We start from the raw sequence: 18860 nt of genomic DNA on the forward strand, positions 1-18860 counted from the left end.
CGCATGCTTTAGTAAAATCAGCACAAAATCAAAATACAGTGATTAAATTTATTTACATACTGATCTTTTCACCAAGCAAGATATCGTTCTGGATAAGTGATGCCAGCAAGGCAAGATTAGAAAACCACCTCAACCTCAATCAACTGATTTCAACCAAGGCTAGGTCACACAATGGAAACCCAAGGACTACAAAATCCACAAGTTATCGACTGGAGTGCATTTGTTGACTTTCGTGACGGGCTGATCGACTCCGCACCACAAATAGAAAACCTCCTCGCCGAGCTCAAGCAAACCCCGGACGACCTCAGTCGTATCACACAATTATTTCGTTTGTTTCACAATATCAAAGGCGATGCGGGGCTCTGTCGCCTGCCGTTTATTATTCCCTTGATTCATGGTGTTGAAACCATTTTGTCGCGAATGCGCAGTAATGAATTAGTCTTTAGCGACCTACTTGCCGAGGTCATCTTACTCACCTTAGATCGACTCGAGCAAACCATTGAACTACTTGGGGACAATGAATCAGCCGCTGCATTAGCGCTACCAACATTAGCGCTAGGCCTAGAGGGTTTGTCTCTGCAAGGCGCAGACAGCATTGATGCCAGCGCTATACGTCTTATAGAGACCGTTACTGGATTTCGACCGGGATTGAGTAAACTACCACAAAGAGACGCCAGCAATGCCGCACGTAATAATGCAGAACGCCACGAAGACCTGAACTTCTTTCATCAGCTCGCATTACAGCTTGAAGCGCGCTCAGTTTTATTTGCAGGTCGTACCGCAAGAAATCTTGAGTTGGCGCTTGAAACCAATCGGGCTGCGGGAAGTCGAGTCAATCCAACCCAGCTCGAAGCGGCGATTTATCTACACGACATCGGCATGATGTTTTTACCAGAAAACTACTGGTTAAAAATTGAAGCGCTTGATGAGTCCGCACGCCAAAAAATTAATTTTCATCCAGCCTGGGGGGCTGGAATCACCGCCAGAATGGTCGGTTGGCAAGACGCGGCACAAATGATTATTCAACACCATGAAAAACCCAATGGCAGCGGCTATCCCAACCAACTGAAACACGCTGAAATATGTGACGGCGCGAAAATTCTAGCCATTGTTGATGCTTTTGATTCGATTTTATTACGCCATAGCCATCGTGGGCAGCAACGCTCAATATTACGAGCGATCGCTGAAATCAACGCATCTGATCGGCAATTTTCTGCCGAATGGATCGCGCCCTTTAATCAGGTCATACGGCAAATGCTCGAAAACAAATAAGATTGGGCGTCAGCGCATAAAGCCCAAAATCCAACCCAACTGATCAATCACAACCGATCGGCGATTTAAAATCGCTCATTGCTTTGCAAAAATCGCCACTGCCCCTCAGTCAAACTGCCCAAACCAATTCGGCCAATTCGAATGCGCTTGTATGAGCGCACTTGAATGCCGACCGACTCACATAAGGCCGGTAAGAAATCAGGTATCGCCGCTCGCAAAACAATCCGCAATTGCTGATCGCTTTGTCGCGTGATTTTATAAGGTTTTAAAACAGCGCCATCAAACTTAGTTCGACTATTCATGAGCTTTAACGACTCAGCGCTAAGCTCGCCATCAAACCACAACAAATATTCTTGCTCTAACTCGGTCGCCAAAGAACGCATCAGCCGCGTATCTTGCGTCAGCACCAGCAATCCTTGCGCGGCAGAATCTAAACCACACGGCACGTGCAAATGAGGGAGCGCCTTTTTTAACAGTACAAAACCAGTGCGATCACTCGCATCTCGATGTTCAGTATTCAATAGCGTCTGCCACGTCTCACCTTCAGCTTCTGGCCAAGCGGCATATGCAACCGGCTTGTTCATCAACAGCGTTACTCGATCAGGTTGTTTATGCAGCTGCATTTTAACCGCCAGTACGACCACCTTCTGCTCTGTCGTCACACGACTACCCAGTTGATCAACAACTAGACCATCCACAGTCACGCGCCCCAGTTCAATCAACTCATCGGCCTCACGACGCGAGCACAGGCCAAGTTCGACCATGCGTTTGGAAAGACGAATCAGTTCTTGCGTCATTGGGGTTTCCTTATTAAAAATAACGATTCATTATGGGCACATTGCGCGGGACTTAACCATCGCCAACAATCTACCGATTAAAAAACAAAAAACCGGCCCTTAGGCCGGTTTGTGTCAGCAAAGCACCAATTAACGCGTGCCGCTACCCACTTGTACGATACGCATTGTGTTTGCACCCGAGCCAACACCAGATTTGTGCACACCCAAAGTCACCACTAATTTATCACCTGGAATCACAACACCAGCACGTAGCAACTCCAGCTGGGCAGACGCCAATTGCTCTTCACGATCAGCACCTACTTTCGGATCCATCATGATCGGTCGAACGTGGCGGAACAACGCTAATTTACGATAGGTATTCAATTCTTGTGTAAACACATAAATTGGCACACCGGTATTGTAACGCGATAACCACAATGCAGATGCACCAGAATGTGAAATACATACAATCGCTTTAATTGGCAACTTGCTAGCGGCATACAAAGCCGACATCGCAACCGCTTCATCAATACGCGAAAAGTCGCTCACATTGTCAAACTCAGCCTCAACTTTGCACTCACCAGAGCGCTCCGCTTCAAAGCAAGTCCGCGCCATCGCTTGTACCGCTTCAAGTGGATATTTACCCGCTGCTGATTCCGCCGACAACATCACGGCATCAGTACCATCGAGCACCGCATTGGCGCAATCAGACACTTCAGCCCTTGTTGGTACTGGGCTTTCGATCATTGACTCCATCATTTGCGTCGCAGTAATGCTCAACTTGTGCATTTTACGCGCCATCTTGATCATGCGTTTTTGCAGTGCTGGCACCGTGGCATCACCCACTTCAACCGCCAAATCACCCCGCGCAACCATAATGCCATCCGATGCGGCCAGAATTTCTTCCAAATTAGTAATCGCTTCGGTGCGTTCGATTTTGGCAATCAAAGCGCCGTGGCCGCCCGCTGCGCGGAGTAACGTGCGCGCCATATACATATCAGCCGCTGACTTTGGAAATGAAACCGCAACATAATCTGCCTGCAAAGCCGCAGCAGTTTTAATGTCTTCCATGTCTTTGGCTGTCAATGCAGGTGCAGTCAAACCACCGCCTTTGCGGTTAATGCCTTTATTGTTTGACAGCACGCCACCGACAGTCACCGTGGTGAAGACTTTGGCACCAATCACAGAGTCAACGATCAATTGAATCTTGCCATCATCCAGCAACAACTCAACGCCCGCTTCCACGTCATTTGGCAATTCTTTGTAATCCAAACCCACGGTGTCTTGGTTACCCAATTCACATTCCGCATCCAAAATAAATTTGGCGCCTTTTTTGAGCTCAATTTTATTTTTTTCAAATTTACCAACGCGGATTTTTGGGCCTTGCAAGTCAGCCAAAACAGCCACCGACTTACCCAACTTAGCCGCAATCGAGCGAACCATTGCCGCGCGATCAGTATGGTCTTGCGCTGTACCATGAGAGAAATTCAAACGTACGGTATTCACACCCGCAACGATGAGACTTTCCAGCACCGCTGGATCATTCGACGCAGGGCCGAGGGTGGCAACAATCTTAGTACCGCATTGCATACTTTTAAATCTCCAATGAGTGGCCAAAAACATCGGCCAACAATACGCGACTTCAGCGCGCAAAAACATGATAAAAAACAGGAAAACTGTAGATGGCGATTGTAAATTAAACCACTCAGACACCATCGGTCGAGTGCATCATCGCCAAAGAAAATACATATCTAATGTATTAACAGCTATGCGTTACAGTAGTTAGTCTGTAATGATATACCCCAATAGGGTTTCAAACCACTACTGGGTATTTTTGCCAACAGCGTGGCTGGCCTTTTTAGCGACCGTTTTTTCTGCCGATTGATACGCCAGATAATAACGGTTCACCGCCGAAACATAATCGACCATCCCTTTACTCACTTGGTTCATTGCCGTTTTTTCAACATTACCCAGCCAAACATTGGGATCTAAGCCTTGTGCCTTCGTTCGATTTCTAATCTGCGCTAATCGCCCCTCTCCGGCGTTATACGCGGCAATCATAAAATACAATTGATTGTCTTCCGTAATCCCTTGCCGACTAAACATTTTACGCAAGTAAGCCAGATACTTAGCCGCCGCAGTAATATTGCCCTCATTGCCATGCGGATCACTCACCCCCATCGCCCTTGCCGTTGATGGATTGACTTGCATCACCCCTGTCGGGCCATTTTTACGCACCACCGGATTTAATTTGGTTTCTTTTTGCCCAATCGCCGCCAGCAGCATCCAATCTAAATTATTCGCCGCCGCAATGGTCTGAAACATCGGCATAAAAAAGCCCAATTTATCCAGCGGTGAAATCGCTTCAGAACGCGCAGCTTTGGCATCCACCGGCAAAAAACGCTGGGTTGCGCGGATCGCAGCATCCATCGATACTTTTTTCGTTGCTATATAGCGATTTAACGCCGCGAGTAATCCACTATCTGTTGACCGCGTCGCCCACGCTAAATCCACCGTTTCTGCCAAGCAACTCCCCACTTGAACCGTTTTAAATCGCTCACCCCACAATTTTAAAACCGCCCGACTCATCACGGTATACGCCGCTTTGCCGGCATTGATTTCCGCCAACAACGACTCAACCGACTGTCCGATTGGCGGATCCTCAAACGTGAGGCCACTTAATTCGCCTTGGCCGGCCAACAATCGACGTCCCAAGCTACTCGAACTCAGCACCAGCGGCGTCTCAGCCAAAGCCTCAAAACGAGGTACATCACTCGATTTAGGCCCCAGCAAACACCATTCATCCTGAGCATAAGGCGCAGAAAATGCGACCAAGGAACGAGCGCCTTCAGTAATCGGCATCAACCCTGCTGCAATATCGCCCTTGCCTGCCAGCAACGCCGGAATCAACTCGCCACTATCCATAGGAATAAATTGAATCCGAATCGGTGGCAGACCTTTGGCGCGATTGCGATTGAGTTCAGACTCAAAACCTTTTAGCAAGGCATACTCTAAGCCATGAGGGCGGCCATCTTTTAAAAAATACGTCGACGCCCCCAATCCCACCAACACGCGAATCCGCTCTGGTGGATTATTCACATCAAATGCGCCCGCTTGCGCCAAAGCACTTTTTGCTTTGAGTACCGGATGGGTGCTTTTTACACTAGCGACGGCGGTTTTAACCTTGCCAGGCTTAGCCTGACTCGCTCCAGCGAGACTGGCCACACACAGCAATATGACGCACAGAACGAGTCGTTTCATCCCGCTACTCCACAATGAGATTGAGCACGATTCTAATCGTTAACGTGCCGAAGACCCAACACACCCGTATAATCGCCGCTTAAATTGCAAATTAAAGAGTCTGTTATGCCCTTGTTACTGGTTGAAAACGCCCACCTCGCCTTTGGTCACTGGCCACTCTTAGATGGCGCTGGCCTTGTTTTAGAGCCTGGAGAGCGGGTTGGTTTAATTGGCCGCAATGGTGCAGGCAAATCGTCACTACTCAAAGCCATCGCTGGCGTACAAAAGCTCGACGAAGGCACGATTCGTTTAGTTGACAATGCAAGAATGGCTTTTGTTCCGCAAGAGCCCATGCTCAACCCCGAGCACACTGTATTTGAAGCGGTTGCCGAAGGCCTTGGTAATATTCGCCAAATCTTGCTCGATTACCATGCCGCACTCGATCACTTGGACGACAGCCAAGAAAGCCTCGATCGCCTAACCGACATCCAGCATGAGCTGGAAAGCCAAGATGGCTGGCGCTTAGATTCACTCATTTCGACCACCATGTCGCAATTGAGCCTACCGCCCGAAACCTTGATTTCAGCACTCTCTGGCGGCTGGAAAAAACGCGTCGCCATTGCGCGCGCTTTGGTGACCGAGCCCCAAGTCTTGCTGCTCGACGAGCCCACCAATCATTTGGATGTCAGCGCGATTGAATGGTTAGAAACCATGCTCAAAGGCTTTGGTGGCAGCGTGTTGTTTATTACCCATGACCGCCGCTTTTTGGATAATGTAAGTAACCGTATTATTGAGCTCGACCGCGGCAATATCGTCAGTTTCCCGGGTAACTTTGCGGCTTATGAAGCCAAAAAAGAAGAACTCATCGCGCAAGAAGAAGTGAATAATAAAAAGTTTGATAAAGACCTTGCGGCCGAAGAAGTCTGGATTCGCCAAGGTGTCAAAGCACGCCGCACCCGCAACGAAGGCCGCGTTCGTCGCCTTGAACAATTACGCCGTGATCGCTCGGAACGTCGTGAGCGCCTCGGTAAAGTGGAGTTCCAAGTTGAAGCCGGCGATCGCAGCGGCAAAATTGTCGCTGAACTGGAAAACGTCAGCAAAGCCTACGGCGATAAAGTCCTTATCAAAGACTTTAGTACCCGCATCTTACGCGGTGACAAAATCGGCCTGATTGGCCCGAACGGCGCGGGTAAAACCACCTTACTTAAAATGATTCTAGGTGAGCTTGAACCCGATACCGGTTCAGTCAAAGCCGGCACCAAGATCCAAGTGGCTTATTTCGATCAGTTCCGCGAACAACTTGACGAAGAAAAATCCGTCGCCGACTCCGTCAGCCAAGGCGATGACTTCGTAGAAATCGGTGGTCAGCGCAAACACATCATGGGTTATTTGGAACAATTTTTGTTCCCCGCCGAGCGAGCGCGTAGCCCGGTTAAATCACTCTCTGGTGGCGAGCGCAATCGCTTATTGTTAGCGCGTTTGTTTACCCGTCCAGCAAACGTTTTAGTACTCGATGAACCCACCAATGATTTGGACATTGAAACGCTAGAACTACTGGAGCAATTACTCGATGAATACCCAGGCACTGTTTTCTTGGTCAGCCATGATCGCGCCTTTCTCGATAATGTCGTAACCCAAACCATCGTCTTTGAACCTAACGGCCAAATCATTGAAAACGTCGGTGGTTATCAAGACTGGATTGATGCCAAAGCACGCATGCTCGCCAGCCGTGAGCCTAACAATAAAACCAACAGCAATAAAGAAAGCAAACCGGTTGAGCGCAGCAAAACGCCAAAAACCAAATTAAGCTTTAATGAATCCCGTGAATTAGAAAGCATTCCTAAAGAAATCGCATTGCTCGAGCAAGAACAGACAGAATTACAACAATCTTTGCTTGATCCAGCAATTTATCGCGATTCTCCTGCAAAGGCCAAAGCAATGCAGGCTAGAATCGATGAGATTGATGCAATCACCATTGAAAAAATGGAACGCTGGGAAGCTTTAGAGGCCAAATAAAAGCATGATAGGGTCACGCCAAAATAATTTATCAACCGAACAAAATACGCATAAAACACTTCGTGTGTTGCGAATTGGCTTGTTGACTTTTTATGGCGTGACCGTCTTTGTGGTTTTACTGACTTTAACGTGGATTACGATTCGTGATTATCAGCAAACGATGCGCGAAGCAGAAAACTACAATTTATCACTGGCTCGGGCATTAGACGAAAACGCCACTCGGGCTTACGTTTCTGTTGAACAAGCCATGCAAAATGTGGCTGAAGATTTAGATCGACAAGGCGGGGTCGACAAAGCTGACGAATACGTCATGCATTTACTACTCAAAGACAAAGTACGTTTAACGCCGCAAATACGCGGCATTATCACCATTGGTCCAACCGGTATTTTGCATAGCCACGGTCTTGAATACCCGGCGCGAAAAATATCACTGGCTGATCGTACCTACTTTAATTACCACCGCGATTTTGATTCAATTCGCCCCTATATTAGTGAACCCATCCTATCTAGAACGGATGGCAAATGGCTGCTACCTTTAACTCGCCGCGTCAATTTACCCAATGGCGAATTTGGTGGCGTTTTATTATCCGGAATGGAGCCGGCTTATTTTCTTAAGTTTTACGATTCTTTGCAGCTTCCCAAAGGGATGCAAATTCAATTACTGCGCAGTGATGGCGTGGTTTTAATTAACTATCCATTTGATGAAAACGCACTCAATAAAAATATCCGCAATGATGACCCATTACTCTTTGAGCAACTGCGACTCAAGCGTACCAGCACCTATATCAAAGATGATCATGGCGAAAAGCTCATCACCTTTATTGTGAATCAAAGTGACAATCCACTCATTATCCGCCTGTCTTTTGATGTCGACCTTATTTTAGCTCACTTTAAAAATCAAACTTATATTCGAACAATGTTGGCCGCTTTATTAATGCTGGTCATTTCAATTTTGACGTATATTTTAATGCGGCAAATCAAACGTGCTGAACAAATTGAAGCGCGTCTTTACTTAACTCAATTTACGGTTGACGAATCTCCCGACATGACGTTTTGGTGTAATGAATCAGGTCGAATTTATTACGCCAATAAAAGCCTCACCAAGCATTCCGCTTATCATAGCGATGAACTCAGCAGCCTCAACTTTAATGATTTATTTACCGAGATTTCAGAAGCGGATTGGCGACAATTTCTGCAAAAGTTACACGAAAATAACACCATTAATTTTGAAGGCTTACTCAAAAACTCATTGGGCAAAATCACCCCAATGGAAATCACTTTATCTTTGATACAATTTCAAAAGCAATCTTATATTTGCTGCAATGCACGCGATATTTCTGCGCGGCGCGAAGCCGAGCAAGAATTACGCCGCCACCGCGACCATTTGCAAGAAATGGTGATGGAACGCACCGCCGAGATCCGAACGGTGCTTGATGCTAGCCCCTTAGCCATTATGCTGTCGATGCGCGGCACCATTCGTTTAGTCAATCCCGCTTTTGAACTCTTATTTGCTTACGCCGCCAGCGATATTATTGGCTCGCCAACACACAATATATTTTCATCCACCGAACAGTTTAGTGAAGCTAATCAACGCATTTGGAGCAAGATTGCCAGCGGCGGGGTGTTTCGCGGAGAAACCGAGCTGTATCGCCGTGACCATACGCCATTTTGGGCGATGGTTTACGCCAAAGCCTTAGTCCCTGGTGATATGTCCAAAGGCCTAATCGCGGTGATTGAAGACATCACCTCGCAGCGCATTGCGGCACAAGCAATGCGCCAATCAGAGCGTCTTAATCGCACCATTATTGATCAAACCGCAGACGGCTTCTTATTGATTGATGCTGGCCATCGCATCTGCGACGTTAATCACTCATTCACCCGCCTGCTCGGATTTAGCCGTAAAAACCTGATTGGCCGTCACCCAAATGACTTATGGGGTGAAAATGCTAAAAAATTCTTCCCAGATCAGTTAGCCAGCTTAATTGATAAACATCATGCGCCCATTGATTTAGAGCTATTCAATCACGAAGGGATTGCACACCCTTTCCTTATTAATAGTGGCGTAGTGCTGGATAAACAAAAATCAATTGAATATGCCTATGCATTCTTTACCGACATTACTGTTTTAAAGAAAATAGAAACGCATTTAGTTGAGGCTAAAGAAGCGGCCGAAAGTGCTAACTTTGCCAAATCTTCTTTCCTTGCCAATATGTCACATGAATTACGCACGCCAATGCATGCGATTTTGTCTTTTTCTGAAATGGGCTTAGGCAAAACACAAAATCCGAATCACAGCGAAAATCTCAATTTAAACCGTTACTTTGAACGAATTAATGCCTCGGGAAAACGATTATTAGTTTTACTGAATGATTTACTGGATATGTCGCGACTTGAAGCCAATAAAATGACCTATGACAAAGGCGTTTATAGTTTACACATGATCGTGAGAATGGCCTGTGCCGAAATTAGCTCGCTAATTAGCAGCAAGCAATTACAATTGCACATTCAAGACAAGGACATTGAAGTAAGTGCTCATTTTGATAAAGCCCGCTTAACTCAAGTACTGGTCAATTTATTATCCAACGCCATCAAATTTAGTCCACACGGCGGTGAAATCGAAATTCATTTTATTGCCGATGCGGTTTTAGCGCATGACTTACCGGCCATTGGCGTGAGTGTGCGCGATCATGGTCCTGGGGTTCCGGATGATGAACTCGAATACATTTTTGACAAATTTATCCAGAGCAGTCGTGCCCGCAATGGCAGTGGCACAGGACTAGGGCTAGCGATTAGCCGACAAATTATCAGCGATCATGACGGACAGATCGTCGCTAGCAATCACCCTGAAGGCGGCGCTATTTTTACCGTTCTACTGCCAAGCCATCCGCGCTAAAGGTTTTGCTTATCGCCACATTCGCGTACAATTGCGCGTTTTTCCCCTTTGACATCAATACCATGCCCGACATCATCAGTGAAGTGGCGCGCCGCCGTACTTTCGCCATTGTCTCCCACCCCGATGCGGGTAAGACCACGCTCACCGAAAAACTGCTGTATTTCTCGGGCACGATTCAAAATGCGGGTACTGTAAAAGGTAAAAAAGGCGGTAAGTTTGCCACCTCCGACTGGATGGACATTGAAAAGCAACGGGGTATTTCGGTTGCGTCTTCAGTCATGCAGTTCGATTACCGCGATCATGTGGTCAATCTGCTCGACACGCCCGGTCACCAAGACTTCTCGGAAGACACGTATCGCGTTTTAACCGCCGTCGATTCGGCCTTAATGGTGATTGATGCAGCCAAAGGCGTTGAAGCGCAAACGATCAAACTCTTGAACGTCTGCCGCATGCGCAACACCCCGATTATCACCTTCATGAATAAGTACGATCGTGAAGTGCGCGATTCCTTAGAGCTACTGGACGAAGTTGAAAGCGTGCTCGAAATCCGCTGTGCGCCAATTACTTGGCCGGTCGGCATGGGAAAAACCTTCCGTGGGGTGTATCACATCCTCAAAGACGAAGTGATTATCTTCACGCCGGGCAAAGGCCCGCTCGATGAAGTTGAAGTCATCAAAGGCATCGACAACCCCCGTTTGGACGAGCTGTTCCCGCTCGAAATCGACCAAACTCGGATGGAATTGGAGCTCGTTCGCGGCGCTTCGCATCCTTTCGTGATTGAAGAATTCCTTGATGGCACCTTGACGCCGGTGTTCTTTGGTTCGGCCATCAACAACTTCGGGATTCGAGAAATCTTGAACGCGCTAGTCGATTGGGCACCACAACCGTCAGACAGCGCCGCGATTCAACGCGCCGTATCACCCATTGAGCCCAAATTCTCGGCCTTTGTTTTCAAAATCCAAGCCAATATGGACCCAAAACATCGTGACCGGATTGCGTTTTTGCGCGTGTGCTCGGGCGAATTTACGCGCGGGATGAAATTCAAGCATTTGCGCCTCAATCGTGAAATCGCCGCCAACTCGGTGGTGACATTTATGGCGCAAGGCCGGGAACAAGTCGAAGAAGCTTACGCTGGCGACATTATTGGTCTGCCAAACCACGGCAATATCCAAATTGGCGACTCGTTCTCTGAAGGCGAATTGCTGTCGTTTACCGGCATTCCTTACTTTGCGCCGGAAATGTTCCGCATCGTGCGTATCAAAAACCCACTCAAAGTCAAGCAATTGCAAAAAGGTTTGCAACAGCTGGGCGAAGAAGGTGCAGTGCAGGTGTTCAAGCCGCTCAATGGTGGCGATTTGATTCTTGGCGCAGTCGGGGTATTGCAGTTTGAAGTTGTTGCTTCGCGCTTGCTGAATGAATACGGGGTAGAAGCGATGTTTGAATCGACGACGATTTACACCGCCCGTTGGGTGTCTTGTGATGACGCGAAAAAACTCGCCGAGTTCGAGCGTACACTCACCAATAACCTCGGCCGCGATGCGGCCAACAGCTTGGCTTATTTGGCCACCAGCCGCGTCAATCTGGATTTGACGATGGAACGCTGGCCTGAATTGCGCTTCCACGCTACGCGGGAACACGCCATTACGCTCTAAGGGTATTGCGCTGGATGCAACAATTTTAAATCGTTGCATCCAGATACCCCGCGTAAATATCACCAAAATTAAGCATGGCATCTTAAAAGTGATGGGCTATAACTACATTATTTCTTTTAGAGAAGTATTGTCATCATGCCTCACGCTTCCCTACCCGATTGGCTAAGCACTCTGGCCATTTGCAGCCTACTTATCGGCATTGCTTGCTTTGTATACATCCTGCTCGATCAACGCCAACGCCCCAAGCCGATGATGTCCGTCATGCTGTGGGTGTGGCCAATTAATGCGTTGTGGGCTGGCCCTTTTGCAATTTGGGCTTACCGACACATTGGCAACGGCAGCAAACCGCGCATTTCCCATACCGTATCAAGCATGAAAATGCCCTCTCCGTCGTCAATGCCTCAAGGCATGAATGCTAAAGCCAAACCCGCAATGATGGACAGCATGTCGATGCAAGACAGGCCAAACATGCCCAATATGGATATGTCTAATATGGATATGTCCAAAATGAAGATGCCTGCCCCTGCCCCTACTTCAACCCCAAACTCAATGTCGTCCATGCCTGACATGGAAATGGCTATGCCAATGGACATGAAGATGGATATGCCGATGCATATGGGCGCAAAAAAACCCTTCTGGCAAAGCATTACCGCCGGCACACTGCATTGTGGCGCTGGTTGCAGCCTGGCCGATTTGATCGGCCCGTGGTTATTTGCTGCCACCCCCTTTTTATTATGGGGCAGTCCGGTCTTTGGCGAATGGGCGCTCTCCTACCTGCTGGCCCTCGCCATTGGCGTTACCTTCCAGTACGGTGGTTTGCTCGGCATGGTGCCCGAAACCGGCGCAGCGCTCTGGTGGCGGGCACTCAAAGTGGACTCGCTGTCTTTAACCTCATGGCAAATTGGCATGTATGGCTGGATGGCGCTGGCTATTTTTGCGTTGATCGGGCCAATGTCGCCCACTGAGCCGATATTTTGGTTCATGATGCAAATCGCCATGGCTTGCGGCTTTATCACCGCCTACCCGATGAACTGGTTTTTAGTCAAAACTGGCATTAAAACCGCCATGTAAACGGCATCCATCGGTCATAGCACGCGGTTCAATCCTTCCCAATGGCGATCCGATTGAACCGCGACATCATGCGCCCCCAAGCTTGCATATTTCTGAATCATTCCCTGTGGTAACGCGTAAAATACCCAAACCTTGGCCACACACGGCGTATTTTATGACTCGTTTTCTGGCTGTATTTTTGCTATTGCTACTCTCAAACGCCTTTGCTGCGCCCATTGATTTACTCTTGGCGCGGCCAGAGGGCAACGCCAGTAGTAGCGCAGCGCTCATCAACAGCGATAGTGAATTTTTACGCTTAAATCAGCGGCTTGAATTAGCCGAATCGGCCCTTAGCGCCTTAGAAAAAAACGTCAACTCAGCCGATCGCGAATTAAGTCGATTTTGGCTCACGCTCGAAATTTACGCCTACCGGCAACACATTGCCGCACTCAATGGCCTGAACGCCTTAGATCAACAAGGCAATCGCATTACCCCCAGCCATGCCAGCCAAAGCGATGTACAGCGCCAAAATGAGCGCCAATTGCTTGAGCAAGAAATCGATGTTTTACGCAACAACCTCAGCGCACAAGAAGGCTACCTCAATACCATTCACGACGAACTAGGCCAAGCACAAGCTGAACTACGCCTCCATCAAGGCTTGCTTGAAAAAACCACGACCCCCAGCACCCGCACGCAAATCGCCGCCCAAGCCGCCATTTCACAGCACAAAGTGGACACCTGGCTAGCAACGCTGGCCAGCATCGACGCGCGACAACAATTTAACCGTGCGCAATTGCAAGCCCGCCGTGAGCAAGTATTGGCACTGGATACCGCGCTAGGCCCCAATCAAGATCAATTGCAAGATGAAGTGCTCAATGACGAGCTGCAACACATTACCCAGCAGCAACAGCACTACGCGCAATTACAAAAGATTCAAATCAATAAAGAGCAACAGCTACGCCAACAACTCACCGCAATCAAAACGCAGCGCACAACACTCAATCGCCAATTGGACAGTGCAAAAACAAGCAATAAAGCCCAATTGCAAACACAAGAATTGGCTTTGGATCAACAAGAACAAGCGCTGCAACAGCAGCTTGAAACACTCGCCATTGAATCGGGGGTTTTGTCTGACTTGATGATGACCAACACCATAGAAAATCGTTTTTGGAACAGACGCCTGGCACTTAAAAACAGTGGTAAACAAGCTGAAATTCAGCAATTGAATGAAGAAGCACAAAACTGGTTAAACACCTTGCGCAGCATGCGGGCTGCCATGCAAAAATCGGCAGGTATTGCTCAGGATCAGCTAGATCAACTCAGTAGAGCGAGCGATACCCCTGCGGTTTTACGGCAAACTTGGCAAGAAAGAGAAGCCATCTACCGCGAAGCGGCCATTGATTTACGCCGCTCAGATGAAAAATTTAATCGCTGGCTCAATGAAACTGCACAGCAAGATAAAACGCTGGCGATGCGCACCGATTATTGGCAAGAAAAGATGCACACACAGCTGGGCCAAATTTGGCACTATGAGTTATTTAGCGTTAACGACCATATCGAAGTGGATGGCCAGCGTATTAATATTTCACGCGGGGTGACTATCGGCAAAATGTGCATCGCCGTTTTACTCATTACGCTCGGTTTCGCGCTGTGTATTTTCATCAGCCATTTCATCGAAAAAGCCCTCATCCAACGTAGCCGATTTCCTGAAGTCTCAATTCGCATCGCCAAACGCTGGATCTTATCGATTGCCTTTATTGGCCTACTGATTAATTCATTGCTGATTGTCCAAATCCCACTCGCCGCTTTTGCTTTTTTAGGCGGTGCCATTGCCATTGGCTTGGGTTTTGGCATGCAAACACTGCTCAAAAACCTAATCAGCGGCCTAATGATGCTGCTCGAGCGCCCTTTTCGTCCTGGCGACACCATTGCCGTGGCCGGCATTTTAGGCACGGTTGTTGATATGAATGTGCGCGCAGCCGTGGTGCGCGATGTGAATGGCATCGACACCTTGGTGCCCAACAGCACTTTTCTGGAACAAAATGTCACCAACTGGAGTTATACCAACAGCGTCATTCGCCAAGGTTTTCAAGTCGGCGTCGCCTATGGCAGTGATTTACGCCTTGTTGCAAAATTACTCGAAGAGGAAGTGCTACGACACGGGCAAATCTGTAAAAATAAAGCCCCTGAAATCCTACTCGAAGACTTTGCTGCCGATGCGCTCACCTTTGGCATTTATTACTGGCTCGATATCGGCGCGGGAACGATTGGTCGTCAAGTCGCCAGCGATTTGCGCTTTATGATTGATGCCAGTTTTAGAAAACACGATATTTGCATTGCTTACCCGCAGCGAGACGTTCATCTGGATGTCAGCAGCCCACTTAAAATCCAACTCCAAACCTCAGACCCCGCACTTGCATCCGGCAAGACGGCGGCCAATTAAGGCTTATTGAACCATGTCCGAATCGATTTCTCCCACCCTTCTCGCCCAGTTCACGCCCGATGAAAGCACCGTGTATCAAAGACTCAGTCGGCAACGGCAATGCACCAGCACAGAGCTGATTAAGCACTGTTCAATTGCTAATCCACATGGATTGATTGCTGCGATCAACCAAAAACTCGTTGATAGCCATTGGCATATTTTTGTGAGCGTTGCACGCAGCAGCAAACCACAAGCCGCCCCTCTGGCCTACTACCGCCTCTGCCGAAAACCGCTAAATCGGCCGTAACCGCGCGGGACAAACCCACTGACGGTTGACTAAAAAAACTTAGGTATATTAATCAACGCCTTTAAAATAAAGCATCTCAAGCCAATACCCTAGGGTCTGTTGACGTTTGGTTTGCCAACCGCGTTTGCGCGGCTTTTGGCCTGAGGCAAGGCACGAAGCGCGTAGCGTAGTCATTCTACGCCAGCGCTTTGTAACGCAGCATCAGGCCAAAAGCCGCCAAACCCTGCGGGCTGGGCACTTTTCGCGGCGACTCTGTGTTGTAGCAAGCTCACATAGAATGACTATGCATCGCTTACTACGCCTTGATTCGCCGCGAAAAGTACTCCAGCGCGGCGGAAAACCAAACGTCAACAGACCCTAGCTGGCTCAAGCATCACGGCGCGGAATAAAAGCAAAACACTTGACGCTCTAAAGTCAACACTGTCACTATTGGCCCATGAACTTAATCAAACACACTCTTTCAGTTGCTTATTACTGGTGGCGCCTCTAGGCGGCACTGGGTTTGTTTGTTTCGACAAAACCTGCCGCCGGATTACGGTGACAGGTTTTTTGTTTTTTTACCCCTCTCCCATCCGGCGGCTCCCAATTTAAGGAGCAGCAGCATGTCACAACCCTCTACTCATTCGAGTCCATCGGCAGCCAGCATCGTGGTCACTGGCGATCGCACCACGGGCCCACTGCATTTAGGCCATTATGTTGGCTCATTACAAACTCGCCTTAGCTTACAAGAAACCCATCAGCCCTTTATTTTATTAGCCGACACGCAAGCTTTGGCCGACCATCAAGGCGATTATCGTGCGGTGCGGCAGTCGGTGATTGATGTGGCACTGGACTACCTTGCCGTCGGCATCGACCCGAAAAAGTCGACTATTTTGATTCAATCGATGGTGCCTGAACTGGCGGAGCTGTCGTTTTACTTGATGAATTTAGTCTCCATCGCCCGCTTAGAGCGTAATCCCACCGTCAAATCCGAGCTCAAAGCCAAAGGGCAAGATCGCAATGTAGCCGCCGGTTTTTTAACTTACCCCGTTAGCCAAGCCGCTGACATTACCGCCTTACGCGGCACTTTAATTCCGGTCGGTGCCGATCAATTGCCGATGATTGAGCAAACCAATGAAATTGTTCGCCGCTTTAATCGGATGGTGGGCGAAGACATTCTCAGTGAATGCAGCGCGCTATTGTCCGACACCAGTCGCTTACCCGGCATTGATGGCAAAAAGAAAATGAGCCGTGCGGCGGGCAATCACATTGCCCTCTCTGCCAGCGCCGACGAAATCCATCAAGCCGTCAACAACATGTACACCGACGCCCAACACCTCACCATCGCTAGCCCTGGGCAAGTTGCAGGGAATGTGGTATTTCGCTTTTTAGATGCATTTGACGTCGATCCGCTGCACGTTGCGCAACTCAAGGCGCAATATCAACATGGCGGCTTAGCCGACCAAGTCATCAAAACGCGGCTTGATGAACAACTACAAGCCTTGATTGCGCCGATTCGTGAGCGCCGTGCGCAATTGGCCAAAGATCCCGATGCTGTTTTGTCGATGTTACTCTGCGGCTCAGCCAAAGCGCGACAAACTGCGGCCCTGACTTTGCATAAAGTCAAAACCGCCATGGGAATGTATTACTTTTAATCCGACACCAAGCTGTCACTAAGCTGCCATATTGCAAAATATAATCTATAACGCCAAGATGCAGGCACGTTCTGCTCTTGGCCTAGCTCAAGCGAAGGTCATTGCACTTAAGTATTCAGCAAAAGCTTCTGACATCCTTGCCTCGCCTTGTCATCCAACTTTTGTGCGCGTATTTAATCAGCCATTTTTAATGGAAAGTTAGCCAATGCCACTCTCGCTACTGATTGTCGATCAAGATTGCTCTGCTTACGAAGCACTACAAGAAAAACTAGGTGCACACTTTAGAATACAAATGACCCAGAACAGCGCACAAGCGATCGCTGTGCTGGCTGAGACTCAGCCCGATATTTTATTAATCGACGGTAATTTAGCCGATCAAAACGCTTACGCCGTTTGCCAAAACTACAAAAAAAACAATCCCAATGGCCAACTGCTGTTTATCGCCAGTACCGAGAAAGGCGATTATTTGGCCGCTTACGATGCCGGTGCTGACGACTTTATCAGTAAGCCGTTTTTTAATGACGAGCTGCAACAAAAACTGATTTTATTTAAACGCAGCATCAAACAAACCCAGCAACTACGCAGCTCAGTGCAAGCGGCCACCGATACTGCGATGCAAGCCATTTCAAACTCCGCCGAACTGGGCACGGTGATTAATTTTTTTAAAAAAGCCAGTCTCGCCCCCGATGAAGCCAGCTTACTCAAAGCGCTGGTACAAACCACCGCCAAGTTTCAAGTTCAAGTCGCCGCCCAAATTCATCATCAAGGCACCCTTGTCACACTCAATAGCCAAGGACGCAGCAGCCCACTGGAAGAGCATATGCTGCAAACGCTGGCGCAAGACCCGCAGCGTATTTATGAAATGGGCAAACGATTGGTCATCAACTTCCCCCGAATTATTTTGCAAGTCAAAGACATGCCCATCAGCCAGCCCGATTTATGTGGCCGTTTACGTGACCATACCGCCATCTTGGTCGAGGCGGCAGAAACCCGGTTGGATGGCATTTTAAATGAAGGACAAATTCGTGGTCAGCAGCAGCTCACCCTCAACGCCATCACACTGATTCAATCGTCCATTCAAAAACTAGAGAATGAATACCGCCAACAAGCCGGCTCTTCGATGCGATTGTTTAGCGAATTACAAGAGAAGTTTGAGCACAAGATGGTGTATTTAGGCCTCACCGATTCACAAGAAGGGGCACTACTGGATATGATTGCGCAAAGCTTGGCGGCCGCCACACAAATTTACGATCAAGGCTTATCGCTAGACGATGAGTTTTCTCATGTGATTGCCACCTTAATTTACCTCACTCAGCAATCACCACACGCCATAACGCCCAGCGCGCCAGAGGCAGAAAATGATAGCGATGACATCATGTTGTTTTAATTACTCACTCTGCAATGATGGTAATCATAATGGGTATAGCCACGTAAACTATTAACAATACTCATTAGCGAGCAATACCTATAAGATTTAGACTTATTTTTTTAGCCATCGATGTCATTTATCCACGTCTGTGGGAATATCCCTAATACTTTTCAACGCCATATTCCCCCAGCATCAACTCACATCGATACACGCACCAGGGGCAGATCAT

At 48.3% G+C, this 18860-nt stretch carries 12 protein-coding genes; 9 read left to right on the plus strand and 3 right to left on the minus strand.

Annotated features, from left to right (window positions below):
* The first annotated feature begins 171 nt into the window (after positions 1-171).
* The gene (locus tag Q0V82_RS10650) at positions 172-1272 is read left to right on the plus strand and encodes an HD domain-containing phosphohydrolase (RefSeq protein ID WP_297575573.1); all 1101 of its coding nucleotides are present in this window, start codon (positions 172-174) and stop codon (positions 1270-1272) included.
* Positions 1273-1337: 65 nt separating this feature from the next.
* Here Q0V82_RS10650 and Q0V82_RS10655 read toward each other — a convergent pair whose 3' ends face one another.
* The 3 genes from Q0V82_RS10655 to Q0V82_RS10665 all read right to left on the minus strand — a co-directional run bounded on the left by Q0V82_RS10655 (position 1338) and on the right by Q0V82_RS10665 (position 5309).
* Positions 1338-2069, minus strand: a complete 732-nt coding sequence (locus tag Q0V82_RS10655) for a pseudouridine synthase (protein ID WP_297575574.1) — start codon at positions 2067-2069, stop codon at positions 1338-1340.
* 129 nt (positions 2070-2198) lie between these two features.
* Complete coding sequence (gene pyk / locus Q0V82_RS10660; RefSeq protein WP_297575575.1) at positions 2199-3638, minus strand: pyruvate kinase; 1440 nt, start codon at positions 3636-3638, stop codon at positions 2199-2201.
* 231 nt (positions 3639-3869) lie between these two features.
* Positions 3870-5309, minus strand: a complete 1440-nt coding sequence (locus Q0V82_RS10665) for a transglycosylase SLT domain-containing protein (RefSeq protein WP_297575576.1) — start codon at positions 5307-5309, stop codon at positions 3870-3872.
* 105 nt (positions 5310-5414) lie between these two features.
* On the opposite strand from Q0V82_RS10665, the gene Q0V82_RS10670 reads away from it, so the two are divergent.
* The 8 genes from Q0V82_RS10670 to Q0V82_RS10705 all read left to right on the plus strand — a co-directional run bounded on the left by Q0V82_RS10670 (position 5415) and on the right by Q0V82_RS10705 (position 18649).
* Complete coding sequence (locus tag Q0V82_RS10670; RefSeq protein WP_297575578.1) at positions 5415-7304, plus strand: ATP-binding cassette domain-containing protein; 1890 nt, start codon at positions 5415-5417, stop codon at positions 7302-7304.
* Positions 7305-7308: 4 nt separating this feature from the next.
* Positions 7309-10197 (plus strand): PAS domain S-box protein, encoded by a 2889-nt coding sequence (locus Q0V82_RS10675; protein WP_297575580.1) that lies wholly within the window; start codon positions 7309-7311, stop codon positions 10195-10197.
* 62 nt (positions 10198-10259) lie between these two features.
* Entirely contained in the window at positions 10260-11849 is a 1590-nt protein-coding gene (locus Q0V82_RS10680; protein WP_297575582.1) for a peptide chain release factor 3, read from the plus strand.
* A gap of 135 nt (positions 11850-11984) precedes the next feature.
* Complete coding sequence (locus Q0V82_RS10685; protein WP_297575584.1) at positions 11985-12920, plus strand: DUF4396 domain-containing protein; 936 nt, start codon at positions 11985-11987, stop codon at positions 12918-12920.
* A 154-nt stretch (positions 12921-13074) separates the two neighbouring features.
* Positions 13075-15342, plus strand: coding sequence for a mechanosensitive ion channel domain-containing protein (locus Q0V82_RS10690; RefSeq protein WP_297575586.1), 2268 nt, complete (start codon positions 13075-13077; stop codon positions 15340-15342).
* Between the two features lie 13 nt (positions 15343-15355).
* Positions 15356-15628 (plus strand): hypothetical protein, encoded by a 273-nt coding sequence (locus Q0V82_RS10695; protein ID WP_297575587.1) that lies wholly within the window; start codon positions 15356-15358, stop codon positions 15626-15628.
* A 602-nt stretch (positions 15629-16230) separates the two neighbouring features.
* Entirely contained in the window at positions 16231-17262 is a 1032-nt protein-coding gene (gene trpS / locus Q0V82_RS10700; protein WP_297575588.1) for a tryptophan--tRNA ligase, read from the plus strand.
* A 205-nt stretch (positions 17263-17467) separates the two neighbouring features.
* Complete coding sequence (locus Q0V82_RS10705; RefSeq protein ID WP_297575589.1) at positions 17468-18649, plus strand: response regulator; 1182 nt, start codon at positions 17468-17470, stop codon at positions 18647-18649.
* The last annotated feature ends 211 nt before the right edge of the window (positions 18650-18860 follow it).

This window comes from uncultured Deefgea sp., from assembly GCF_947072475.1.
Taxonomy (GTDB): domain Bacteria; phylum Pseudomonadota; class Gammaproteobacteria; order Burkholderiales; family Chitinibacteraceae; genus Deefgea.

Bases quoted from the DNA above. Each gene is read 5' to 3' on its own strand.
- Q0V82_RS10655 (WP_297575574.1), bottom strand. From the start codon at position 2,069: ATGACGCAAGAACTGATTCGTCTTTCCAAACGCATGGTCGAACTTGGC.
- Q0V82_RS10665 (WP_297575576.1), bottom strand. From the start codon at position 5,309: ATGAAACGACTCGTTCTGTGCGTCATATTGCTGTGTGTGGCCAGTCTC.
- Q0V82_RS10705 (WP_297575589.1), top strand. From the start codon at position 17,468: ATGCCACTCTCGCTACTGATTGTCGATCAAGATTGCTCTGCTTACGAA.
- Q0V82_RS10675 (WP_297575580.1), top strand. From the start codon at position 7,309: ATGATAGGGTCACGCCAAAATAATTTATCAACCGAACAAAATACGCAT.
- Q0V82_RS10650 (WP_297575573.1), top strand. From the start codon at position 172: ATGGAAACCCAAGGACTACAAAATCCACAAGTTATCGACTGGAGTGCA.
- trpS (WP_297575588.1), top strand. From the start codon at position 16,231: ATGTCACAACCCTCTACTCATTCGAGTCCATCGGCAGCCAGCATCGTG.
- Q0V82_RS10670 (WP_297575578.1), top strand. From the start codon at position 5,415: ATGCCCTTGTTACTGGTTGAAAACGCCCACCTCGCCTTTGGTCACTGG.
- pyk (WP_297575575.1), bottom strand. From the start codon at position 3,638: ATGCAATGCGGTACTAAGATTGTTGCCACCCTCGGCCCTGCGTCGAAT.
- Q0V82_RS10680 (WP_297575582.1), top strand. From the start codon at position 10,260: ATGCCCGACATCATCAGTGAAGTGGCGCGCCGCCGTACTTTCGCCATT.
- Q0V82_RS10685 (WP_297575584.1), top strand. From the start codon at position 11,985: ATGCCTCACGCTTCCCTACCCGATTGGCTAAGCACTCTGGCCATTTGC.
- Q0V82_RS10690 (WP_297575586.1), top strand. From the start codon at position 13,075: ATGACTCGTTTTCTGGCTGTATTTTTGCTATTGCTACTCTCAAACGCC.
- Q0V82_RS10695 (WP_297575587.1), top strand. From the start codon at position 15,356: ATGTCCGAATCGATTTCTCCCACCCTTCTCGCCCAGTTCACGCCCGAT.